Source organism: Paraclostridium bifermentans, from assembly GCF_019916025.1.
GTDB lineage: Bacteria > Bacillota > Clostridia > Peptostreptococcales > Peptostreptococcaceae > Paraclostridium > Paraclostridium bifermentans.
In genome coordinates this window covers 3,137,006-3,160,193 of the sequence record NZ_CP079737.1, presented here as the reverse complement: position 1 = coordinate 3,160,193, position 23,188 = coordinate 3,137,006, and the positions used below count along the sequence as shown (strand labels likewise).

The following is a 23,188-nucleotide window of genomic DNA, read 5'->3' as shown; positions in this document are numbered from 1 at the left end:
CTCTAATCTAGTTACTATAGCAAAGAGGATACACCTGTTCCCATTCCGAACACAGAAGTTAAGCTCTTTAGCGCCGATGGTACTTGGTGGGAAGCTGCCTGGGAGAGTAGGACGTAGCTAGGTTTTAAACAAGGCCCATTGGTCAAGCGGTCAAGACACCGCCCTTTCACGGCGGTAACAGGGGTTCGATTCCCCTATGGGTCACCAGTCGTGGGATTATAGCTCAGCTGGGAGAGCACCTGCCTTACAAGCAGGGGGTCACAGGTTCGAGCCCTGTTAATCCCACCATATATATGCGGCCTGGTAGTTCAGCTGGTTAGAATGCCAGCCTGTCACGCTGGAGGTCGAGGGTTCGAGTCCCTTCCAGGTCGCCAATTTAATAAGCGGGAATAGTTCAGTGGTAGAGCGCAACCTTGCCAAGGTTGAAGTCGCGAGTTCGAATCTCGTTTCCCGCTCCACTATAACGTGGGTGCATAGCTCAGCTGGATAGAGCAACGCCCTTCTAAGGCGTGTGTCCGGGGTTCGAATCCCTGTGCGCTCACCAATCGTAAAAGGAGTTTCACATTTGTGAAGCTCTTTTTTTTATATTAAAAAAGTATTTTATATATAAATTGAATATAGCTTGATTAATATAGTATAATACATATTGTAAGCAATTTAAGTATTATAAACAGGAGGAAAATACTGTGTTTAATATAGATTCTTTTTGGCAAGGTTTTGTTAGTTTAGCAAGTAATGTAAATATACCAGACATAGTAGATATAGCAATCGTTACCTATATATTTTATAAAGTATATACTTTTATAAAGGATACTAGGGCAGAGCAAGTTTTGAAAGGAATGTTATTTCTTTTAGTGGCGACTAAAGTCAGTGAAATATTTAATTTACATACATTATACTGGATGTTAGAAAATACTTTAACAGTAGGTTTGATTGCAGTCCTTATAATATTCCAACCAGAGCTTAGATCTGGACTTGAATATATAGGAAGAACTAAATTTACTTTTTTAGGTAAAAATAATTATACTATATCAGAGGATGAGCTTAAAAAAGATATAGAAGAAATAGTTGAGTGTCTATACTCATTATCAAGACAAAAAATAGGTGCCCTTATAATAATGGAAAGAGATACTAGAATAGGGGAAGTTATAAATACTGGAACTATAATTGATGCTGAGATATCTAGACAGTTATTAATAAATATATTTATACCTAATACACCTCTTCATGACGGGGCGGTTGTTATTAGAGATGGAAAAGTTAAGGCTGCAGCATGCTTCTTACCACTTACTGAAAGTAAGGACTTAAGTAAAGATTTAGGGACAAGACATAGAGCAGCCATAGGTGTAAGTGAAATTTCGGATTGTTTATCACTTATAGTATCAGAAGAAACAGGAGCAGTATCAATAGCTAAGTCAGGAAAATTATATAGAAATATGACTAAAGAAAGATTAACTAATATATTACGAAGCAATTTAAAATCTAGTGATCAAGATCAAGAAAAAGGCTTTTTAAAAGGTGGTATATTTAGATGAAAAATAGATTAAAAAATAATACTAAAATAAAGTTAATATCATTGCTAAGTGCATTAGTGCTATGGTTATATGTTATGACAGTAGAAGATCCAGTAGAAACTAGGACATTTAGTGATATACCTGTAACAATTACGAACATGAGTGTACTAGAGGAAAGAGGATTAACAATATATCCAAAAGAGGAATTACTTGCAGATATATCTATAAGAGCTAACTTATCTAGTTTAAGGCCTATAAATAGAGATAACATATACATTTATGGAAGGTTAGATGATCCTAAAGAAGGAAAAAATGTAGTGTATTTACAAGCTAATTTACCTGAACGTGTAAATAAGTATGACATCAAGCCAAATGTAATAACATTAGACTTAGAAAAAGTAGTGAATGAGAAAAGAAGTATATCTGTAGATGTTGAAGGAGAACCAAAAATTAATATTGATAATATAGAGACAAATAAGAAGACTGTGGATGTAAGTGGACCTAGAACTCTTGTTAATAAGGTTACTAGTATCAAAGCTACTTTAGATGCATCTGATAAATATAAAGACTTTTCAACTAAGTTAAAATTAGTTCCAGTAGATGCTAATGGAGATGCGGTTAAAGGTGTTAAATTAGATGACAATTTTGTTGTAGCAACAGTAAAATTTCTACAAGAAAAGGTAGTTCCAGTTAAGTTAGTATTTGATGATAGTGTATCTAATCAATCTAATTTAGAAAACTATTCTATAAATCCAAAGGATATAACTATAGAAGGAAAGAAAGAAGCACTAGACAATATCAATGGTATAAACACAAAACCTATAACTGCTAATGATTTGAAAAATAATAATAGTATAGATGTAGCGTTGGATATACCTAAAGATATAAAAATTAAAAATAAAATCTCAAGTATCAAGTTGAACATAAATAAAAATATAACAAGTGAGTTTCTAATTTCAAAATCTGATATAGAAATTGTTTCAAAAGAAAGTGAAACTGGAAAAGAGGTCGATTTAAGTAAAATTCCAGAAAACATAAAAATAACAGTTAGTTATTCTGATGAGATAAAGGATTTAAGCCAAAAAGATATACAATTATATATAGATATGGCGGATACATCTCAAGGTGAAGGTAAATACCCTATAAAATACAAAAGTAAATATGATTTTAAAGATGTACAAATAGAACCTAAAATAGTAGAAATATAGCGAAAAATAAGAGGATGTAACAAAAATTAGTAAGTTAAATAAATAATTTTTGTTGCATCTTTTTTATTTTAGATATATGATAAAAATGTGAAGGAAAACAATTTCATAGATATCTTAAATAAAATGGGGTGACGTTTTGAGAAGCTTTAATGATGTAATAAAATACGCAAAAGAAAGAGGGCCTAAAATCATATCAGTTGCTTGCTCTCAAGATAAAGAAGTTTTAATTGCTGTTGATATGGCGAAAAAAGAGGGAATAGCTAATGCAATATTAGTTGGAGATATAGAAAAAACAAAAGAGATAGCGAAGGAATTAAATATAGATTTAGATGGATATGAGTTAATAGATGAAAAAGACTTAGCTCAAGCATCTTTAAAAGCGGTTAGTTTAGTATCTGAAGGTAAAGCAGATATGGTAATGAAGGGGTTAGTGGACACATCAATAATATTAAAGGCAGTTTTAAATAAAGAAGTCGGATTAAGAACAGGAAATATATTAAGTCATGTTGCTGTTTTTGATGTTAAAGGATATGATAGACTTTTCTTTATAACAGATGCTGCTATGAACTTATCACCAGATCTTCAAGGTAAAAAACAAATCATAGAAAACGCTTGCGTAGTTGCGCACGCACTAGATATAGAAAATCCAAAAGTAGCGGCTATTTGTGCTAAAGAGAAAGTAAATCCTAAGATGCAAGATACTGTAGATGCAAAGGATTTAGAAGAAATGTGTGCAAATGGAGATATAAAAGGATGTATAGTAGGGGGACCGTTTGCTTTAGACAACGCTGTTTCAGAAGAAGCTGCAAAACATAAAGGGATGAGTCATCCGATAGCAGGAAAAGCAGATATATTACTAGCTCCAGATATAGAAGCTGGAAATATACTATATAAATCATTGGTATTCTTCTCTGAAACAAAAAATGCAGGAGTTATAGTAGGGGCTAAGGCACCTATAATATTAACTTCAAGAGCTGATAGTGAAGAGACTAAGCTGAACTCTATAGCATTAGGAGTTTTAATGGCTGCAAAAGTTAAATAGATGAATATACAGGGGGCTTAATATGGCAAATTTATTTAAAATACTAACGATAAATCCAGGATCAACATCAACTAAGATAGCAGTTTTTGAAAATGAAAACTTGTTATTTGAAAAGACATTAAGACATTCATCAGAAGAAATTGGACAATATGAAAAAATATCAGATCAATTTGAATTCAGAAAAAAGGTTATAGAAGATGCTTTATTAGAAGGTGGAATAAAAGTATCAGATTTAAATGCTGTAGTAGGTAGAGGTGGTCTTTTAAAACCTATAACAGGTGGTACATACAGTGTAGATGAAGATATGATGGAAGATTTAAAAGTAGGAGTGTTAGGAGAACATGCATCTAACTTAGGAGGCTTAATAGCTAAAGAAATAGGTGATAGTGTAGGAGTTCATTCATATATAGTAGATCCAGTTGTAGTGGACGAGTTACATGATGTAGCAAGAATATCAGGTATACCAGAAATATCAAGAAAAAGTATATTCCACGCACTAAATCAAAAAGCTACTGCAAGAAGAGCTGCTAAAGATTTAGATAAGAAGTATGAAGATTGTAATTTTATAGTTGCTCATATGGGTGGAGGAATTTCAGTTGGAGCTCATAAAAAAGGTTCAGTTATAGATGTTGCAAATGCTTTAGATGGAGAAGGTCCTTTTTCTCCAGAAAGAAGTGGGGGTCTTCCAGTAGGAGACTTAGTAAAAATGTGTTTTAGTGGAGAATATTCACTTGATGATATAAAGAAAAGAATAAAAGGCAATGGAGGTTTAGTAGCATACTTAAATACTAATGATGGTAGAGAAGTAGAATCTATGATTGCTGAAGGAAATGAAAAAGCTAAATTAGTTTATGAAGCAATGGCATATCAAGTTGCTAAAGAGATAGGAGCTTGTGCATCAGTGTTAAATGGAGATGTAGATGCAGTTTTATTAACTGGAGGAATAGCTTACTCAAATATGTTTACGAACATGATAATTGATAAAGTTAAATTTATAGCTGAGGTAAAGGTTTACCCAGGGGAAGATGAAATGATAGCATTAGCTCAAGGTGGTCTTAGAGTTCTAAATAAAGAAGAAGAAGCCAAAGTTTATGGAAAAGAATTAGCTACTGCTAATACATTATAAAAGGTGATTATATGATAAAAAATGACAAGAGGATTAGAATCATTATAGGTCATTATGGTAGTGGCAAAAGTGAGTTTTCTATGAATTATGTAACAAAGCTTAGAGACCTTACTGATGCTAAAGTTGCGATATCAGATCTTGATATTGTAAACGTTTACTTTAGGACTAGAGAAAAAAGAGATTTTTTACAATCTAAAAATATAATGCCTATAGATAGTTCAATACAAGCAACTTCATTAGATTTACCAGCTGTATCAGCACAAGTTACAGCGCCTTTAACAGATAAATCGTATGATTATGTAATTGATGTAGGCGGAGATGATGTAGGGGCTAGAGTCTTAGGTAGATTTAGTCATCTTGTAGAAAAAGACGATTATGATATGTTTTGCGTGGTTAATGCAAATAGAGAGCAAACTCAAACTACGAGTGATGTGATAAATCATATTCGAGCTATAGAAAATTCATCAAAATTAAAAGTAACAGGACTTATAAATAATACACATTTAGTTAGAGAAACTACTATAGAAGACATCCTAAAAGGACAAGAACTAGTTAAAGAAGTTTCAAATATAACTAATATACCAATAAAGTATGTTACTTGTTTAGAAAGCTTAATACCTCAACTTCCAACAAACTTAGATGGGGATGTATTTCCAATAAATTTATACATGAGAGAATGTTGGATGTAAAATGAGGTTTAAATATATACAGTTCAAGGAGGCTAATTAAAATGGCTAAGGGAAAAGTTACTTTTGACCAAGACTTATGTAAAGGGTGTGCACTTTGTGTTTCAGCATGTCCAGTTAAGATTGTAGAAATAGACAAGGCTACAATAAACAAAAAAGGATATAATCCAGCTTCTGTTTCTGATATGGACAAATGCGTAGGATGTGCAAACTGTGCAACTATGTGTCCAGATGCAGTTATAACAGTAGAGAGAGACTAAATACAAACTTAAGGGGGAATTAAAATGGCTAAGATACTTATGAAGGGTAACGAAGCAATAGGGAAAGCAGCTATGGAAGCTGGCTGTAAGTATTTCTTTGGTTATCCAATAACACCACAAAACGAGTTACCAGAATATATGTCTAGAGAACTACCAAAAAATGGAGGAGCTTTTGTTCAAGCAGAATCAGAAGTATCTGCGATAAATATGGTTTATGGAGCAGCAGGAGCAGGTGCTAGAGTTATGACATCTTCATCTTCGCCAGGAATAGCTTTAAAACAAGAAGGTATAACATACGCAGCAGGAGCAGAGCTTCCATGTGTTGTTGTTAATATAATGAGAGGTGGTCCAGGACTTGGAGGAATACAACCATCTCAATCTGACTATTTTATGTCAACAAGAGGTGGAGGAAATGGAGATTATAGAACTCCAGTTTATGCACCAGCAACTGTTCAAGAAGCTGTTGACATGGTAATGGAAGCTTTTGAAGTTGCAGATTTTTATAGAACTCCAGTTATGGTAGTTGGAGATGGTATGATAGGTCAAATGATGGAACCAGTAGAATTTAATAAGCCTAAAACAAGAGAATTAGCTCCAAAAACTTGGGCTAGTGTTGGAACTAAAATGGAGAGAAAACCAAATATAATAAACTCTTTATACTTAGATCCAAAATCTCTAGAAGATCACTGTATAAATTTAGATGCTAAATATAAAGAAATAGAAAAAAATGAAACTGCATATGAAATGTACAAAACAGAGGATGCTGAAATAGTATTCGTAGCATACGGAACTACTTCAAGAATCGTTAAAAATACAATAGAAAGTTTAAGAGAAGAAGGTATAAAAGCAGGTCTTATAAGACCTAAAACTTTATGGCCATTCCCATTTGAAGCATTTAATCAAATACCAGAAGCTAAGAACTTATTAACAGTAGAAATGAGTACTGGACAAATGGTAGAGGATGTTAGACTAGCTATAGAAGGTAGATTACCTGTTCACTTCTATGGAAGAACAGGTGGTATGATACCATCACCAGCAGAAATAGCTGCAAAAGCTAAAGAAATAGTAGAACAATCTCAACAAGTTGCTATGGGAGGTGCTAGATAATGACACTTGTATTCAAGAAAACTCAAGGATTAACAGATAACCAAACTCACTACTGTCCAGGATGTACACATGGTATAATTCATAGATTAGTAGGAGAAGTATTAGAAGAATTAGATGTATTAGGAGATACTATAGGGGTTGCTCCTGTTGGATGTTCAGTTTTAGCATACAATTACTTTAACTGTGACATGCAAGAGGCTTCTCATGGTAGAGCACCAGCTGTTGCTACAGGTATAAAAAGAGTTCATCCAGATAAAGTAGTATTTACTTATCAAGGAGATGGAGACTTAGCATCTATAGGAACTGCTGAGATAGTTCATGCTGCTGCAAGAGGAGAAAAATTTACAACAATATTTGTAAATAATGCTATATATGGTATGACAGGTGGCCAAATGGCTCCAACAACTTTATTAGGTCAAAAAGCTACTACAGCTCAAAGTGGAAGAGATATAAACTTACAAGGAGCTCCTATAAGAATGGTTGAAATGTTAGGAACTTTAGATAGAGCTGTATTTGTAGAGAGAGTTTCTGTAGATACTCCTGCTAATGTAAGAAAAGCTAAAAAAGCTATAAAGAAAGCTTTTGAAGTTCAATTAGCTGGATTAGGATTTGGTATAGTAGAAGTATTATCAACTTGTCCTACAAACTGGGGATTAACTCCTCAAGATTCATTACAATGGCTAAGAGATAATATGATGCCATACTATCCAATAGGAAATATTAAAGATGTTAAAGTTGAGGAGGCGAAGTAATATGGCTACAGAAAGAGTAATATGTGCAGGATTTGGTGGTCAAGGTGTTATGTCTATGGGACAATTACTTACTTATGCAGGAATGCTTGAGAAAAAGGAAGTTTCATGGTTACCATCATATGGACCAGAAATGCGTGGAGGAACTGCTAACTGTTCAGTAACAATTTCTGATACTCCAGTAGGATCACCAGTTATAACTGATGATGCAACTTGTGCTATAGTTATGAACTTACCTTCACTTGATAAATTTGAAAAAGATGTTGTTCCTGGGGGTAAAATACTAGTGAACAGTTCATTAATAGAGAAAAAAGTTGAAAGAACAGACGTAAAAACTTACTACATACAAGCTAATGAATTAGCTTTAGAACTTGGAAATCCAAGAGTTGCTAACATGATAATGTTAGGAGCATACTTAGAATTAAATAAATGTGTGGAAGTAGATTCTGTATTAGAAGCATTTAAAAAAGTTTTCGGGCCAAGTAAAGAAAAATTTGTTCCATTAAACAAAGCAGCTTTACTAAAAGGTGCTGAAGCAGTTAAATCTCAAGAAGCGCTTGCATAGTCGGAAAATGTCATGTTTGTTTAATTAATGACACAAAAGAGACAATAGTGTAAATACTATTGTCTTTTTTTGTGAAACATATTAAAATAACAATTATGAACTAAAGACCTGTATTGAACATAGTATAAAACTGTGATATATTAGAGTCTTATTGCTGGAAGGAGTTTTTTTAAAAATGAGAAAATATTTTGGAACTGACGGAGTAAGAGGAATAGCTAATACAGAGCTTAACTGCGAGCTAGCATATAAACTAGGTAGAGCAGGAGGGTATGTTTTAACTAAGGGTAAAGATAAGGTTAAGGTTGTAGTTGGTAAAGATACAAGAGTATCTGGAGATATGCTAGAATCAGCCCTTATAGCTGGACTTATGTCAGTTGGATGTGATATTATAACTGTTGGGGTAATACCGACTCCAGGAGTTGCATACTTAACGAAGCATTACAATGCAGATTGTGGAGTAGTTATATCAGCATCTCACAACCCAGTGGAGTATAATGGAATAAAATTCTTTAATGAAAATGGATATAAACTTGATGATTCTATTGAACTTGAAATAGAGTCATATATAGATGATATAGAAAAAGTGGAAGTACATCCAACTGGAGATAAAGTTGGTAAAAAAATACATGAACATGACGCTGTAAGAGATTACGTTGATTATTTAAAAACTATAGTGAATATAGATTTTAATGGATTAAAAGTTGTGTTAGACTGTGCGAATGGAGCTGCATATAAAGTTGCGCCAATGGTATTTGAAGAATTAGGTGCAGATGTTGTAGCTATAAACAATACACCAGATGGAAATAATATAAATGATAAATGCGGATCAACACATCCAGAAGGTCTTCAAGAAGAAGTATTAAGAAATAATGCTGATTTAGGACTTGCATATGATGGAGATGCAGATAGACTAATAGCTGTAAATGAAAAGGGTCAAATTGTAGATGGCGACCATATAATGATATTAAGTGCAATCTATTTAAAGAAACACAATAAGTTAGCTAAAGATACTTTAGTTGTTACAGTTATGAGTAATATAGGATTAGTTATAGCTGCAAAGGAAAATAACATAAACTTAGCAACAACAGCTGTAGGAGATAGATATGTTTTAGAAGAAATGAAAAATAGCGGATATAATTTAGGTGGAGAGCAATCAGGACATATGATTTTCTTAGATTATAATACGACTGGAGATGGAACTTTAAGTTCTTTAGTTTTAGCTCAGATAGTTAAAGAAGAAGGTAAAACTTTATCAGAACTTGCAGCGGTGATGAATCAATATCCACAAGTATTAGTTAACGCTAGAATAAAAAATGAAAATAAAAATAGATATATGGAAATACCAGAAATTAAAGCTGAAATAGAAAGAATAGAAAAACTAATGGATGGATGTGGAAGAGTATTAATAAGACCATCAGGAACAGAGCCATTAGTAAGAGTTATGTTAGAGGGTAAAGATGAAGGTCAACTAAAAGAATTAGCTACAAATTTAGCTAATTTGATACAAGAGAAATTATCATAATTTCAGAAGTAAATACTAAGATTAATTTTTAGTATTTACTTTGCAAGCGCCAGAACTTAGTAAAATCTAAGTTGACGAGGACAGAGTTTATCGAATTGTCGGCGGATACTCTGCGGTGTGTTTACCATCGGAAGACTTTTACAAACCGTATAAGTGATTGTATGTACAAAAAAAAGTTTATGTAAACTGACCTGAATCTTAAAAATATATAAAATAATAATATTTTTAGGAGGACACAAATTATGTGTGGTATAGTTGGATATTTAGGAAATAGAATGGCAACAGAAGTTTTAGTAGAAGGATTATCAAAGCTTGAATACAGAGGATATGATTCTGCAGGTGTTGCTATAAATACAGGAAATGAGTTAGAAATAAGAAAGTTTAAAGGAAGATTAGCTGTTTTAGCAGAGGATCTAGAAAAGAACCCTATAAATGGAGGGTTAGGAATAGGACATACAAGATGGGCAACTCATGGAGAGCCATCAGATGTTAATTCACATCCTCACTTTAATATGGATAGAACAATAGCTGTAGTTCACAATGGAATTATAGAAAACTATATGGAATTAAAAGAAGAATTACAAGCTGAAGGTGTAAAATTCTTATCTCAAACAGACACAGAAGTAGTAGCACATTTAGTTGATAAATATTATGAAGGTAATTTATTAGATGCAGTATATAAAGCTACTCAAAGATTAAGAGGAGCATATGCATTAGGTGTTATATGTAAAGATAATAATCAAGAATTAGTATCAGTTAGAAAAGATAGTCCTTTAGTTGTAGGACTTGGAGATGGAGAAAACTTTATAGCATCAGATATACCTGCAATATTAAAATATACAAGAAATGTATATTTCTTAGAAAATGGTGAATTTGTTCATATAGTAGGAGATAAAGTTACTATATTAAATGAAAATAGAGAAGTAGTAAACAAAGAAGTTAATGAAATTACTTGGGATGTTGAAGCTGCATCTAAAGGTGGATACGAACATTTCATGTTAAAAGAAATATATGAACAACCTAATGGAGTAAAAGAAACATTAGTAAGAAGATTAAATGAAAACAGAGAAATCCATTTAGATGATATAAAGATGACTAAAGAAGATTTAGACAATATAAATAGAGTTTATATAGTAGCGTGTGGAACTGCTTATCATGCTGGACTTATAGGAAAATTTGCTATAGAAAAATTTGCTAAGATTCCAGTTATAACAGATATAGCATCAGAATTTAGATATAGAGATCCATTTATAGATGATAAGACACTATTAATATTAGTAAGTCAATCAGGAGAAACTGCAGATACTTTAGCTTCTTTAAGATATGCGAAAGAAAGAGGAGCTAGAATATTATCAGTAACTAATGTTGTTGGATCTTCAATTGCAAGAGAATCAGATGATGTATTCTATACTTGGGCAGGACCTGAAATATCAGTTGCATCAACTAAAGCATATACAACTCAATTAGTATCATTCTATATGATAGCTTTAGACTTTGCTATAAAGAAAGGTACTATAACTAGAGAGTATTATAATGAAATGATAGAAAAACTAAAAGAAATGCCTTCAAAGGTTGAAGAAGCTTTAAAACAAGAAGATCATATAAAAGAAGTTGCAAAGACTTTAAAAGAAAAACATAGTGCATTCTACTTAGGTAGAGGATTAGATTATAATATAGCTATGGAAGGTGCTTTAAAAATAAAAGAAATATCATATATACATGCAGAAGCATTTGCTGCAGGTGAGTTAAAGCATGGAACTATAGCATTAATAGAAAAAGGAACTCCTGTAGTTGCTATAGCTTCTCAAGGAGAGTTATTTGAAAAAATGGTTTCTAACATGGAAGAAGTTAGAGCAAGAGGAGCATACGTAATTGCTGTAGCTCAAGAGAAAAATAAAGAAGTTGAAAAGTCTGCTGATGAAGTGATATATATACCTAATGTTGAGGATGTTTTATCAAGTATATTAACAGTTTTACCACTTCAATTATTATCTTACTATGTTGCAGTTGAAAGAGGTTGTGATGTAGATAAGCCAAGAAACTTAGCTAAATCAGTTACTGTTGAATAATAAAAATCAAAGGTGATATCTCGATTTTATATTGAGAATCACCTTTTTAAACTTTATGCATATTTTTATATATACTAATTTAAGATGCTGACTAATTAACTAAATCTTAAAAATAGTGATTTGAAGCTTTTGAGAGTATGAGATAGGGTAAATACAAATAAAACTCATCCGAAAGCTTAAAAGCGCCAAATTTAGTCTCTAATGCGCAATTAAATATATTTCATAATGAATTGAGAAGCGAAGAACTATATCCTATAGGTGGGCATCTTGGATATATGGAGCTATTGATGCAACCGGCTACACTTAAAATATAAGTATAGCTTTTTTATTGTGTAAAATTATATATAATTTAATATGTATAGAAAAAATTATAATAATATATTAAAATATTTTTGGAATCAGGAATAGTATAACCAACCAATTTTTGTTAATACTTTATAGTATAAAACTGGAAATATGGGGAGGTAATACTATGAAAAAAATATTAGTGAGTATAAGTTTTATATTTATATTTTTATTAGGGATAGTTTTGTTCTATGGAGAATCAGAAGCTGAGATAAAGAATAATGGATATAATCAACTAGTAAATACTTTTGAAAGTATAGATAGTAATTTTAAATTTTATAATATGAAAGCAAATGCATATTTAGATAAATCTTTAGAAAAAGAAGAAATGAAAAATATTTGCATGGAAATAATTTCAAATTTAGGGCTTGAGGAATCTAATTTAAAGTGGATTGAAAGTAAAAAGGACACTCAAACTCAGGTATATGCACAGATAGATGAAAAAGATAGAAATATATCTATCATTGTCGCTAATAAAGGTAAAAATGAGTCCTATATTATAGTTGACATATTAGAAAATAAAGTATATAAAGATATAGTGGATATTTATACAGTTGTAGAAAATACTCTAAATTTGTATTGCAAAAAAGTCGATATTTATACATGTATGGCTGGAGAGTATAAAAAAAAGTTACAACTACACAAATATGATGATATTTTGAAAAAAATATTATATAATATGAATGCTAAAGAAATAGATAGGGTTGAAGAAGAAAACTTTATGTCGGTAACAGCTTTTAGTAAATTGATTAAAACTGATTACCTTGAATATTTGGGAAATAAGGTAAATTTAAATATAGGAATTAGGTATAGCGAAAATGAAGAAAAAACTATGGTTTACGTAGCTACACCTATAATAAAATTAGATTATTAGTGTGAGGAGAAAAGTGAAATGGCAAAAATTTTAGTTAAGAAGAGTAATCCACTTGTAGGAAGTGTTAAAATAGATGGGGCAAAAAATGCAGTATTACCAATAATAGCAGCAACTTTATTAGCGGATGGAAAATCAGTGTTAAAAGGGGTTCCTAACTTAAAAGATGTACATGTAATATCTGACTTATTAAGACATTTAGGTGCTGAGGTTGAATATAAGGATTGTACATTAACAGTAGATGCAAGTAATATAAAGACTTGTGAAGCTCCATATGAGCTTGTAAGAAAGATGAGAGCATCATTCTTAGTAATGGGACCGCTACTTGCTAGATTTAACCATACAAAGATATCTATGCCAGGAGGATGTGCAATAGGAACTAGACCTATAGATTTACATCTAAAAGGATTTAAGGCATTAGGAGCTAATGTAATAATAGATCATGGATTTGTGGAGGCGAATACGGAGAAATTAGTAGGAAGCAAGTTATACTTAGATTTCCCATCAGTAGGAGCTACAGAAAATATAATGATGGCTGCTGCTTTAGCAGAAGGTACTACTATAGTGGAAAATGCTGCAGAAGAACCAGAAATAGTTGATTTAGCAAACTTCTTAAATGAAATGGGAGCTGACGTAAAAGGGGCAGGAACTAACACAATAAGAATAAAAGGAGTTAAGTCACTTAAAGGTGCTGAACATACAGTTATACCAGATAGAATAGAAGCAGCTACATATATGGTTGCAGCAGCTATGACAAAAGGAGATATAACTATAGACAATGTAATTATGGAACATTTAAAGCCTGTTGTAGCTAAATTAAAAGAGGCTGGATGTGAAATAATAGATATGGATAATTCTGTGAGAGTTAAAGGACCTGAGGTATTAAAGCCAATAGATATCAAGACATTACCACACCCAGGGTTCCCAACAGATGTTCAAGCTCAATTTATGGCTATGGCTACTGTAGCAAATGGAACGGGAGTAGTTATAGAAACTGTATTTGAAAATAGATTTATGCACGTTGCAGAGTTCAACAGAATGGGAGCTAATATAAAAATAGAAGGTAGAAGTGCTATTGTTTCAGGTGTAGATCAATTACATGGATCAACAGTAAAAGCAACAGATTTAAGAGCTGGAGCTGCGTTAATTTTATGTGGACTTATAGCTGAAGGAGTAACTGAAATAGGAGATATATATCATATACAAAGAGGATATGTAGACATAGATAAGAAGATACAAGCATTAGGTGGAAATATAGAAATAATTGAAGACTAATAATTAGTCATAATTAACACGGGTTTTTCATAAAATTTATGGATTAGAAGTATTTATCCAAGGAGGAAAATTTTATGAAAAACCCATTGTTAGTTTTAGCTAGTACTGTTTTGGTAACTGCGGCGATACCTATTTGCGTATCTATATTTGCATATAACTCAGACTCAAAGCCAGATATAGTACCACATATCCAAAATAAGTTGAAAATTGAAACTAAGCTAAAAATTAATAAAAAGAAAAGTATTAAAAATTACGAAACTATAGATAAGGAATCACCTAAAATAAAGGTTTATAATCATAAAAAAGGAATAGTAGAGACTATAGACATAGAAGATTATTTATGTGGAGTTCTTGCAGGGGAAATGTCTGCAGAGTTTGATAAAGAGGCTTTAAAGGCGCAAGCAGTAGCTGCTAGAACATTTACAGTATATAGTAAAAAAACTGGTAAGCATAAAAATGCAGCTGTATGTACAGATTATAAGCATTGTCAGGAATATAAAAGTAAATCAGAATTACTAAGTAAAAATGGCCAAGCTTGGATGGATAAATTTTATACAAAAATAGAACAAGCTGTGAAAGATACTAAGGGTCAAATTATAGTATATGAAGATGAGGCAATTTTACCATTATATTTTTCTACATCATCAGGAAATACTGAAAATAGTGAAGAGGTATTTAGTACTAAATATCCATATTTGAGATCTGTAGATAGTCCTTATGATAAAAATGCTCCCAAATATGCATCTAATGTTAAGATAAATAATTCCGACTTTATAAACACACTTAGAAAAGGTTATCCTAATATGTCGATTTCTAATGATAAACTATCAAAACAAGTTAGTATAGAAGAAAGAAGTAAAGGTGGATCGGTTGAGAAGATCAAGGTTGGAAATAAAGAAATATCAGGCCGTGACATAAGGAGTTTATTTAATTTAAATTCCGCTAACTTTGATTTGAAGTTTAATAAAGATTATGTAGATATTATTGTAAAAGGGTATGGCCATGGTGTGGGTATGAGTCAATGGGGAGCAGAAGGAATGGCTAAGGATGGTTATAAATATTATGAAATATTAGAGCATTATTATTCAGATATCAATATTAAAGATACATATTAAAAACTCTAAACTAACTTGATTTGCAAGTTAGTTTAGGGTTTTTTTGTATTTCAAGAATTAAATAAAATAAAAAATTGAAGGGATATTAATTTATTTATACATAGTGAAAAATTAATATTTAAAATATGAAAATAAAATAAATATAAAAGAATAAAAATTGTATAAAAATAACAAATAAGGTACAAAATACAAATGTATGAATATATTTGGAGGTGCGTCATGAAAAAGAAAAAACTATTAGAGAAAGATGGTTTTTACTTAGCCTTATTTGTATGTGTTTGTTTAGTTGCAATTGGAGGTATTTGGTTTACAAAAAATAGCGTGGATGATTTAGCTTCAAAAAACGGTTTTTTAGATAATCAAAATAAAGTGGCAAAAGGTGATGAAGAAGGCGAAATTCACCTAATAGAAAAAGATGATAAAACTGTGCCAACAGCTACCAATTCAAAAGAAAACTTAGATAAGGTAAAAGAAAAAGAAGTTGTTAAAAAGGAAGAAACTAAAATAAACTATCTAGGAGAAAAAGTGACTAGAGAGTATTCAGAAAAAGAGCCTAGTTACTCAAGTACATTAGATGTATGGGAAATACATAAAGCATTAGATGTACAAGCTAAAAAAGGAAGTAAGGTAAAATCAATTGTTAATGGTAAAGTAACAGATGTATTTAAAGATGACCAACATGGAGTATCTGTAAAAGTGGAATCTAAAGATAAAGTAGCTGTTGTTTATTCAAACTTAGATGACAAAGTATCTGTTAAAAAAGGTCAAGAAGTTAAAGACGGAGATGTAATAGGAAAAGTGGGTAATACTACTAGTGTAGAAAGTTTAGAAGGTGCACACGTGCATGTAACTGCAACAAAAGATGGTAAAACTATAGACCCTATGACGTTAATTAAATAAAAAATTCGCGTTGCTCATATCGCCAACAACCTTAAAAAAACAGGTCCGTTGCTCAAGTGTATAAGTTGGAAATTATGAATATAATTTCCTAAGAATTAAAAAATATAACAAGCTTAATCAAATTTGATTAAGCTTGTTATATTTTTTTGTTTTTTTACATATATATCACTAAGGTAGGATTTAAGGGGGGGAAGCTTTGAGATCGCATATAGAGGAAAGAGCTATAGTTGTAGCAAAGTATATATTAGAAAAGAAAACAACAGTTAGACAAACTGCTAAAACATTTGGCGTAAGTAAAAGTACTATACACAAAGATGTAACTGAACGATTAGAAGAAATTAATCCATCTCTTGCAAAAGAGGTTAAAATGGTTTTGGAAAAGAATAAATCTGAAAGGCATATAAGAGGGGGAATGGCAACAAAACAAAAATATGAAGTGAAGTGTAATAAAAATGTAGGTTAAAAAACCTACATTTTTTTCTTGACTAAAAACAAGTTTTTGTATATTTTGTATGTAGAGTGTTAAAATTAACGAAAAGTTTATATAAATTGAGAAGGAGTTGAATTTAATGACAAAAGGAGCGGATATAGGTATCGATTTAGGTACTGCAAATGTTCTTGTATATGTCAATGGAAGGGGTATTGTTGTAAAAGAACCTTCTGTTGTAGCAATAGATAAAAAGTCACAAACTGTTTTAGCTGTAGGTGATGAGGCTAGAAAGATGATAGGAAGAACACCAGGAAATATAGTAGCTATAAGACCTTTAAAAGATGGAGTAATATCTGATTATAATATTACTGAAAAAATGTTAACATATTATGTAGACAAAGTGGTAGACAAGAAAGGTTTTTCACGATTTTTCATGCCTAGAATAATGGTGTGCGTGCCAACGGGAGTTACAGAGGTAGAAAAGAGAGCTGTAGAGGAAGCTACAAGACAAGCTGGAGCTAGAGACGTTTATATAATAGAAGAACCTATAGCAGCCGCTATAGGGGCCGGATTAGATATATCTAAACCTGATGGTAATATGGTTGTTGATATAGGTGGAGGAACAGCAGATATAGCCGTAATATCTTTAGGAGGAGCAGTTGTAAGTGAATCTATAAGAATCGGTGGAGATAAATTTGATGAATACATAGTAAATTATATGAGAAAAAAACATAATTTACTTATAGGGGATAGAACTGCTGAACAAGTTAAAATTAATATTGGAACTGCATATCCAAGAGAAGAAGAAGTTACTATGGATGTAAAAGGTAGAAATTTAGTAACAGGACTTCCTCAAAAAATAACTATAGACTCAAAGGAAATGCTAGATGCTTTAGCAGATGGAGTTAACCAAATTGTTTCTACTGTTAGATCTGTACTTGAAAAAACGCCTCCAGAACTTGCGGCAGATATAAGTGAAAGTGGAATAATAATGACAGGTGGAGGAGCTCTTTTATATGGACTAGACAAAAGAATAGAGGAGAGTACAGGTATGGAAGTTAAAATAGCTGAAGATCCTTTATCTTGTGTTGCTAAAGGTACAGGAGAGTCATTATCAGCTTTAGATATGTTAGAAACAGGTGGAACAGGGTTATTCAAAAGAAAAACTATAAAAGGAGAAGAATAATATGCTAAATATTGATCAAATAAAAGAATTAATACCTCATAGGTATCCATTTTTACTTGTAGATAAAGTTGTTGAACTTGAAGAAGGTAAAAGAGCTGTGGGTATAAAAAATGTAAGTGTTAATGAACCATTTTTCCAAGGACATTTTCCAGAATATCCTATAATGCCAGGAGTTCTAATAATAGAAGCTATGGCTCAAGTTGGAGCTGTTGCTATGATGTCTATAGACGAAAATAAAGGGAAACTAGGTGTATTTGCAGGTATAGATAAAGTTAGATTTAAAAAAGAAGTTAGACCGGGAGATACATTAAGAATGGAAGTTGAAATGACTTCTTTAAGAAGAAATATAGGTAAGGCTAATGCAAGCGCATATGTTGATGGAGAATTAGTTTGTAGCGGAGAATTAATGTTTGCATTAGTTCAAAAATAAAGAAGCTGTCTTTTGACAGCTTCTTTATTTTTGAGTATAAAGGGGATATATTGAAATCAGGTTGAAAGTATTAAGGATAATGCTATTATTTCAGCCATATCTAAAATAAAGCTTAGACGTATACTATTAAATGAAAACTTATTATTTTCGTCTACTTTATCAACAATACCAACGATAGAATAATTCCCAATTTCAGGAAGTTTCTTACCTACTCCCTTTCCGGGCAGGATAGGTCCTTTTCTTACTTGTAAATTTCCTATATTGCTTTTTGATCCTAGACAAGCATCTATAGCCAAAAAATTACCATTAACATGTTTTTTCTTTATAGACTGTAGGGATTCATATATATTTAAAGCGTGAATAGGTTTATCTAAAGTACCATAAACAGGATATTTATAATTGCTGTTTTTTAACATCGTTCCAACTAAAGGGCCTAAAGAATCGCCTATAGCTCTATCTGTTCCTATACAAACTATAACCGTATTCTCATCAATTATATCTTTTAATGTATCACTAAGGATTTGAACAACATTATCTTTTTTATAGTTTACTTTAGCCAAATACATAGGAACATCCCCCCCTTAAAATAAATATATGAGAGCCTAAAGTAAAAAATAACATTTAAAATTTAAAGAAACATATTGATAAGAATCATTAATAATAGTATAATTAGTAAAGTAATAAAAATTAATAAAATTTCTTAATTACCTTATTAAGAGAGGTGGAGGGACAGGCCCTGTGAAACCCAGCAACCATTCCGAATGGAAAAGGTGCTAATTCCTACAAGATTTTATATCTTGAAAGATGAGGTTAGTTAATTATTGACGAATATAATTAACCTCTTCTTATAAAAAGAAGAGGTTTTTTTAATATCAAGAAAGACTATTCCAATTATGGATCTAAGGTAATAGAAAGAATTTTAATCTAAGGTTAAAAGATAAAAGGAGGAAACATTAATGGCAAAACATTTATTTACTTCAGAATCAGTTACAGAAGGGCATCCAGATAAAATATGTGATCAAATATCAGATGCGATACTAGATGCACTTTTAGAAAAAGATCCACAAGCTAGAGTTGCTTGCGAAACAACAGTTACAACAGGATTAGTATTAGTTGCAGGAGAAATAAGTACTAACACTTACGTTGATATACCTAAATTAGTTAGAGAAACAGTTAAAGAAATAGGATACACTAGAGCTAAGTTTGGATTTGACGGAGATACTTGTGCAGTTATAACTTCTATAGATGAGCAATCAGGGGATATTGCTATGGGAGTTGATGAAGCTTTAGAAAATAGAAGCGGAGAATTAACTGAAGATGAAATAGAGAAAATAGGAGCTGGGGACCAAGGTATAATGTTTGGTTTCGCATGTAATGAGACAGAGGAATTAATGCCTCTTCCAATATCTCTTGCTCATAAGTTATCAAGAAGATTAACAGAAGTTAGAAAAAGTGGAGAATTAGAATACTTAAGACCAGATGGAAAGACTCAAGTTACTGTTGAATACGATGGGAATAAAGCAGTTAGAGTTCATACAGTATTAATATCTACTCAACATTGTGAAACAGTAAGTACTGAGACAATAAGAAAAGATTTAATAGAAAAAGTTATAAAAGTTGTTATACCAGAAGCACTTTTAGATGAAGAAACTAAAATATATATAAACCCAACTGGAAGATTCGTTATAGGAGGACCACAAGGAGATACAGGTCTTACTGGAAGAAAGATAATAATAGATACTTACGGTGGATACTCTAGACATGGAGGAGGAGCTTTCTCAGGAAAAGATCCTACAAAAGTTGATAGATCAGCAGCATATGCTGCAAGATACGTTGCTAAAAATATAGTAGCAGCAGGACTTGCAGACAAATGTGAAATAGAGTTAGCTTATGCTATAGGTGTTGCTAGACCATTATCTGTATTCATAGATACATTTGGAACTGGAAAAGTAAGTGAAGAATTACTTGTTGATTTAGTTAACAAGAACTTTGATTTAAGACCAGGAGCAATAATAAGAGACTTAGACTTAAGAAAGCCTATGTACAAAAATGTTGCAGCTTATGGACATTTTGGTAGAACTGACTTAGATTTACCATGGGAAAGAACTAATAAAGCTGAAGCTTTAAGAGAACAAGCTGGATTATAATAAATATTTATATTAGTAATAAGAAGACTGTAGATTTACAGTCTTCTATTTTTTTTATATAAATTTAGCTGTATAATAATAGTAAATTATGTAAACGCTAAAATTAGCATTTTTATGCTTAAGGAAATTATATAGTAAAAAATTATTAAGGATTTAATGAGATTAATTAAATTAATAGATTATTTTTGAGAGAAAAAATTTACACACATAGTTGTTAAAGAGAATCGAATTTTTATAGGAGATTATTTATGGAAAAGATTGAAGGAATGGTAAGTGATATTATATTTAAAAATGAAGATAATGGATATGTTATAGCTCATTTATCAAATGAAAATAATGATATAGTTATAGTTGGATGCATGCCTACTTTGACAGTTGGAGAGAGTATAGAAGTTGAGGGTAAGTGGATAAATCATAAGACATATGGAACTCAATTTGAAGTTAATTCATTTATGCCAGTTACTCCATCATCCATAGAAGGAATATATGTATACTTATCTTCTGGGATAATAAAGGGAATAGGAGAAAAGATGGCAAAGAGAATAATAGAAAAGTTCGGAGTAGATACTTTAGATATTATTCAAAATTCTCCACATAGGCTTTCGGAAGTTGAGGGTATAGGTACAAAAAAAATTGAGCAGATAGCTAAAAGTTATGAAGAAAATAGAGAATTAAGAAATATAATAATGCATTTATCGCCTTATGGAATAACTCCTAACTTTTGTTTAAAGATATATAAAAGATATAAGAATAAAGCGATAGATATAATAACTAAAAATCCATATAAGTTAGCAGAGGATATAAGAGGAGTAGGATTTAAAGTAGCAGATAAAATAGCATCTAATTTAGGAATAGATAAATATTCTAAAGATAGAATAATGCAAGGTGTTTTATACGCATTAAATCAGTCACTAGGAAGTGGGCATACATATTTACCTAAGAATGTATTAATAGATGAGTCTAGCAAGTTGTTAGGTGTAGATAATGAATATATTTCAGATTCAATTTTAAGCTTAGCTTATGATCAAAAAATTCATATTGAAAGAAATTTTGGAGATGAAGAGCACATATATCTAATACCATATTATCTATCTGAGAATGGAGTTTGTAAGCAAATCATAAAATTATCTCAATCTCAATTTAAAGAATTAAATATAGATATAGAAAAAGAAATAGAAAATATAGAAAAAGAAACTGATATAAAGTTAGCTACAAATCAAGTATTAGCAGTAAAAGAAGCTGTTGAAGGTGGATTAGTAGTTATTACTGGAGGTCCCGGAACAGGAAAGACGACGACTATAAATACTATAATAAAAATATTTGAAAATAATAAACAAGACGTTCTTTTAGCCGCACCTACAGGGAGAGCAGCAAAGAGGATGAGTGAGACTTCCGATAAAGAGGCTAAAACAATTCATAGGCTTTTAGAAATGGGATATGCAACAGACTCAGAAGAACTAGTTTTTTTAAAAGATGAAGAAGACCCTATAAAAGCAGATGTAGTTATTGTTGATGAAGTTTCAATGGTAGATATTGTTTTAATGTATAGCTTATTAAAAGCAATAAAACCAGGAACTAGATTGATTTTAGTTGGAGATAGTGATCAGTTACCATCTGTTGGAGCTGGAAATGTTTTAAAAGACATTATTGATTCAGAGGTTATAAATGTTGTTAGATTGAATGAGATTTTTAGACAAGCTCAAGAAAGTATGATAGTTGTAAATGCACATAGAATAAACAAAGGATTGCCACTTCACCTAAATGTTAAAGGTAAAGATTTTTTCTTTATAAAAAAAGATACAAATGAAGCAATTTTAGAAGAAATAGTTGGCTTAGTTAGCCAAAGGCTACCTAAATTTTATAACTTAGATAAACTACAAGATATACAAGTTCTTGCACCTATGAGAAAGGGTGATTTAGGTGTTACAAATTTAAATATAGAGTTACAAAAGTATTTAAATAAAGAAGAAAAGTTTAAAGTTGAAGAAACACTACAAAAAAGGATTTTTAGAGTTGGCGATAAAGTTATGCAAATAAAAAATAATTATACTAAAAAATGGGAAAATGAAGATAAGAGTGAAAATGGGGAAGGTATATACAATGGGGATATAGGTTATATTTATCATATAGATAAGGAAAATAAAATTATATATGTTCTATTTGATAAAACTAAAATAGTGTCTTATGAATACTCTGAGTTAGATGAATTGGATCATAGTTTTTGTACGACAATACACAAAAGTCAGGGAAGTGAATTCCCAGCTATTGTAATTCCAGTAACTTGGGCTCCGCCTATGCTATTAAATCGAAATCTACTTTACACAGCAGTAACTAGAGCTAAACAATTAGTAGTTTTAGTTGGAGATGTTAAATACTTAGAATTTATGATAAAAAACAATAGGATAAACGATAGACACTCTAATTTAAGTAAAAAATTGAATAGATTAAAAAAAGAAGGGGTGTTAATAAAAAATTAAATCAATTTTTTATAAAATTTTAGATATAATATATCCTGAAAATATTAAGTGTATTATATGCAATAAATCTATTAGTAAAAATAATACATACTCATTATGTAAAGATTGTTTCAATGAACTAAATTTTATAAATGATGGATGTATAAAATGTGGAAAAACTATAT

21 protein-coding genes, 5 tRNA genes, 1 rRNA gene, 1 pseudogene and 2 riboswitches are annotated in these 23,188 nt (G+C 31.2%); of the genes and pseudogenes, 27 read left to right on the top strand and 1 reads right to left on the bottom strand.

Annotated features, from left to right (window positions below):
- The first annotated feature begins 6 nt into the window (after positions 1–6).
- From rrf to fabZ, 24 genes are all read left to right on the top strand, one after another.
- Positions 7–123: ribosomal RNA gene (gene rrf, locus KXZ80_RS15210) — 5S ribosomal RNA — on the top strand.
- Positions 124–132: 9 nt separating this feature from the next.
- Positions 133–207 (top strand) — tRNA-Glu (locus KXZ80_RS15205).
- 5 nt (positions 208–212) lie between these two features.
- Positions 213–288: transfer RNA gene (locus KXZ80_RS15200), tRNA-Val, on the top strand.
- Between the two features lie 9 nt (positions 289–297).
- Positions 298–374, top strand: a tRNA-Asp gene (locus KXZ80_RS15195).
- Positions 375–383: 9 nt separating this feature from the next.
- Positions 384–458: transfer RNA gene (locus tag KXZ80_RS15190), tRNA-Gly, on the top strand.
- Between the two features lie 9 nt (positions 459–467).
- Positions 468–544 (top strand) — tRNA-Arg (locus KXZ80_RS15185).
- Positions 545–686: 142 nt separating this feature from the next.
- The gene (gene cdaA / locus KXZ80_RS15180) at positions 687–1,535 is read left to right on the top strand and encodes a diadenylate cyclase CdaA (RefSeq protein WP_021431548.1); all 849 of its coding nucleotides are present in this window, start codon (positions 687–689) and stop codon (positions 1,533–1,535) included.
- Positions 1,532–2,722: a CdaR family protein gene (locus KXZ80_RS15175; protein ID WP_021431549.1), complete on the top strand. Its 1,191-nt coding sequence runs from the start codon at positions 1,532–1,534 to the stop codon at positions 2,720–2,722. The genes cdaA and KXZ80_RS15175 overlap by 4 nt, the downstream gene beginning before the upstream one ends.
- Positions 2,723–2,858: 136 nt before the next feature.
- Positions 2,859–3,764 carry a phosphate butyryltransferase gene (ptb, locus tag KXZ80_RS15170; protein ID WP_021428341.1) on the top strand — a complete coding sequence of 302 codons (906 nt, stop codon included), beginning with the start codon at positions 2,859–2,861 and terminating at the stop codon, positions 3,762–3,764.
- A gap of 22 nt (positions 3,765–3,786) precedes the next feature.
- The gene (buk, locus tag KXZ80_RS15165) at positions 3,787–4,890 is read left to right on the top strand and encodes a butyrate kinase (RefSeq protein ID WP_021431550.1); all 1,104 of its coding nucleotides are present in this window, start codon (positions 3,787–3,789) and stop codon (positions 4,888–4,890) included.
- Between the two features lie 11 nt (positions 4,891–4,901).
- Positions 4,902–5,579, top strand: a complete 678-nt coding sequence (locus KXZ80_RS15160; protein WP_021428245.1) for a hypothetical protein — start codon at positions 4,902–4,904, stop codon at positions 5,577–5,579.
- 41 nt (positions 5,580–5,620) lie between these two features.
- Complete coding sequence (locus KXZ80_RS15155) at positions 5,621–5,836, top strand: 4Fe-4S binding protein (RefSeq protein ID WP_021428297.1); 216 nt, start codon at positions 5,621–5,623, stop codon at positions 5,834–5,836.
- 24 nt (positions 5,837–5,860) lie between these two features.
- The gene (locus tag KXZ80_RS15150; RefSeq protein ID WP_021431551.1) at positions 5,861–6,943 is read left to right on the top strand and encodes a 3-methyl-2-oxobutanoate dehydrogenase subunit VorB; all 1,083 of its coding nucleotides are present in this window, start codon (positions 5,861–5,863) and stop codon (positions 6,941–6,943) included.
- The gene (locus KXZ80_RS15145; protein WP_021428258.1) at positions 6,943–7,695 is read left to right on the top strand and encodes a thiamine pyrophosphate-dependent enzyme; all 753 of its coding nucleotides are present in this window, start codon (positions 6,943–6,945) and stop codon (positions 7,693–7,695) included. Before KXZ80_RS15150 ends, KXZ80_RS15145 begins: the two co-directional genes overlap by 1 nt.
- Before the next feature lies 1 nt (position 7,696).
- A complete protein-coding gene (locus KXZ80_RS15140) occupies positions 7,697–8,257 on the top strand; it encodes a 2-oxoacid:acceptor oxidoreductase family protein (RefSeq protein ID WP_021428304.1) in 561 nt (186 codons plus the stop codon).
- A gap of 175 nt (positions 8,258–8,432) precedes the next feature.
- Entirely contained in the window at positions 8,433–9,779 is a 1,347-nt protein-coding gene (glmM, locus tag KXZ80_RS15135; protein ID WP_021431552.1) for a phosphoglucosamine mutase, read from the top strand.
- A 242-nt stretch (positions 9,780–10,021) separates the two neighbouring features.
- On the top strand, positions 10,022–11,848 hold the full coding sequence (gene glmS / locus KXZ80_RS15130) for a glutamine--fructose-6-phosphate transaminase (isomerizing) (protein WP_021431553.1): 1,827 nt from the start codon (positions 10,022–10,024) through the stop codon (positions 11,846–11,848).
- A gap of 224 nt (positions 11,849–12,072) precedes the next feature.
- Positions 12,073–12,156: riboswitch (cyclic di-GMP riboswitch) on the top strand.
- A 164-nt stretch (positions 12,157–12,320) separates the two neighbouring features.
- Positions 12,321–13,067 (top strand): YwmB family TATA-box binding protein, encoded by a 747-nt coding sequence (locus KXZ80_RS15125; RefSeq protein ID WP_021431554.1) that lies wholly within the window; start codon positions 12,321–12,323, stop codon positions 13,065–13,067.
- Positions 13,068–13,085: 18 nt separating this feature from the next.
- Positions 13,086–14,339: a UDP-N-acetylglucosamine 1-carboxyvinyltransferase gene (murA, locus tag KXZ80_RS15120; RefSeq protein WP_021431555.1), complete on the top strand. Its 1,254-nt coding sequence runs from the start codon at positions 13,086–13,088 to the stop codon at positions 14,337–14,339.
- Positions 14,340–14,413: 74 nt separating this feature from the next.
- Complete coding sequence (gene spoIID, locus KXZ80_RS15115) at positions 14,414–15,454, top strand: stage II sporulation protein D (RefSeq protein ID WP_021431556.1); 1,041 nt, start codon at positions 14,414–14,416, stop codon at positions 15,452–15,454.
- 219 nt (positions 15,455–15,673) lie between these two features.
- On the top strand, positions 15,674–16,354 hold the full coding sequence (locus KXZ80_RS15110; protein ID WP_021431557.1) for a M23 family metallopeptidase: 681 nt from the start codon (positions 15,674–15,676) through the stop codon (positions 16,352–16,354).
- 196 nt (positions 16,355–16,550) lie between these two features.
- Positions 16,551–16,817 (top strand): sporulation transcriptional regulator SpoIIID, encoded by a 267-nt coding sequence (gene spoIIID / locus KXZ80_RS15105; RefSeq protein ID WP_021428251.1) that lies wholly within the window; start codon positions 16,551–16,553, stop codon positions 16,815–16,817.
- 106 nt (positions 16,818–16,923) lie between these two features.
- Entirely contained in the window at positions 16,924–17,970 is a 1,047-nt protein-coding gene (mreB, locus tag KXZ80_RS15100; RefSeq protein WP_021431558.1) for a rod shape-determining protein, read from the top strand.
- 1 nt (position 17,971) lies between these two features.
- Positions 17,972–18,400, top strand: a complete 429-nt coding sequence (gene fabZ, locus KXZ80_RS15095) for a 3-hydroxyacyl-ACP dehydratase FabZ (protein ID WP_021431559.1) — start codon at positions 17,972–17,974, stop codon at positions 18,398–18,400.
- 56 nt (positions 18,401–18,456) lie between these two features.
- Here fabZ and yyaC read toward each other — a convergent pair whose 3' ends face one another.
- Positions 18,457–18,966: a spore protease YyaC gene (yyaC, locus tag KXZ80_RS15090; protein WP_021428266.1), complete on the bottom strand. Its 510-nt coding sequence runs from the start codon at positions 18,964–18,966 to the stop codon at positions 18,457–18,459.
- A 140-nt stretch (positions 18,967–19,106) separates the two neighbouring features.
- A riboswitch (SAM riboswitch) is annotated at positions 19,107–19,211 on the top strand.
- A gap of 145 nt (positions 19,212–19,356) precedes the next feature.
- Here yyaC and metK point away from each other — a divergent pair.
- The 3 genes and pseudogenes from metK to KXZ80_RS17895 all read left to right on the top strand — a co-directional run.
- A complete protein-coding gene (gene metK / locus KXZ80_RS15085) occupies positions 19,357–20,547 on the top strand; it encodes a methionine adenosyltransferase (RefSeq protein ID WP_021431560.1) in 1,191 nt (396 codons plus the stop codon).
- A gap of 248 nt (positions 20,548–20,795) precedes the next feature.
- Positions 20,796–23,024: an SF1B family DNA helicase RecD2 gene (recD2, locus tag KXZ80_RS15080; RefSeq protein ID WP_021431561.1), complete on the top strand. Its 2,229-nt coding sequence runs from the start codon at positions 20,796–20,798 to the stop codon at positions 23,022–23,024.
- A pseudogene (locus KXZ80_RS17895) lies at positions 23,020–23,181 on the top strand (double zinc ribbon domain-containing protein); the annotation flags it as partial. The gene recD2 and the pseudogene KXZ80_RS17895, both read left to right, overlap by 5 nt.
- Between the last annotated feature and the right edge of the window lie 7 nt (positions 23,182–23,188).

Bases quoted from the DNA above. Each gene is read 5' to 3' on its own strand.
- yyaC (WP_021428266.1), bottom strand. From the start codon at position 18,966: ATGTATTTGGCTAAAGTAAACTATAAAAAAGATAATGTTGTTCAAATC.
- KXZ80_RS15150 (WP_021431551.1), top strand. From the start codon at position 5,861: ATGGCTAAGATACTTATGAAGGGTAACGAAGCAATAGGGAAAGCAGCT.
- KXZ80_RS15110 (WP_021431557.1), top strand. From the start codon at position 15,674: ATGAAAAAGAAAAAACTATTAGAGAAAGATGGTTTTTACTTAGCCTTA.
- spoIID (WP_021431556.1), top strand. From the start codon at position 14,414: ATGAAAAACCCATTGTTAGTTTTAGCTAGTACTGTTTTGGTAACTGCG.
- recD2 (WP_021431561.1), top strand. From the start codon at position 20,796: ATGGAAAAGATTGAAGGAATGGTAAGTGATATTATATTTAAAAATGAA.
- KXZ80_RS15155 (WP_021428297.1), top strand. From the start codon at position 5,621: ATGGCTAAGGGAAAAGTTACTTTTGACCAAGACTTATGTAAAGGGTGT.
- mreB (WP_021431558.1), top strand. From the start codon at position 16,924: ATGACAAAAGGAGCGGATATAGGTATCGATTTAGGTACTGCAAATGTT.
- buk (WP_021431550.1), top strand. From the start codon at position 3,787: ATGGCAAATTTATTTAAAATACTAACGATAAATCCAGGATCAACATCA.
- KXZ80_RS15160 (WP_021428245.1), top strand. From the start codon at position 4,902: ATGATAAAAAATGACAAGAGGATTAGAATCATTATAGGTCATTATGGT.
- glmS (WP_021431553.1), top strand. From the start codon at position 10,022: ATGTGTGGTATAGTTGGATATTTAGGAAATAGAATGGCAACAGAAGTT.
- murA (WP_021431555.1), top strand. From the start codon at position 13,086: ATGGCAAAAATTTTAGTTAAGAAGAGTAATCCACTTGTAGGAAGTGTT.
- glmM (WP_021431552.1), top strand. From the start codon at position 8,433: ATGAGAAAATATTTTGGAACTGACGGAGTAAGAGGAATAGCTAATACA.
- KXZ80_RS15125 (WP_021431554.1), top strand. From the start codon at position 12,321: ATGAAAAAAATATTAGTGAGTATAAGTTTTATATTTATATTTTTATTA.
- fabZ (WP_021431559.1), top strand. From the start codon at position 17,972: ATGCTAAATATTGATCAAATAAAAGAATTAATACCTCATAGGTATCCA.
- metK (WP_021431560.1), top strand. From the start codon at position 19,357: ATGGCAAAACATTTATTTACTTCAGAATCAGTTACAGAAGGGCATCCA.
- KXZ80_RS15145 (WP_021428258.1), top strand. From the start codon at position 6,943: ATGACACTTGTATTCAAGAAAACTCAAGGATTAACAGATAACCAAACT.
- KXZ80_RS15140 (WP_021428304.1), top strand. From the start codon at position 7,697: ATGGCTACAGAAAGAGTAATATGTGCAGGATTTGGTGGTCAAGGTGTT.
- KXZ80_RS15175 (WP_021431549.1), top strand. From the start codon at position 1,532: ATGAAAAATAGATTAAAAAATAATACTAAAATAAAGTTAATATCATTG.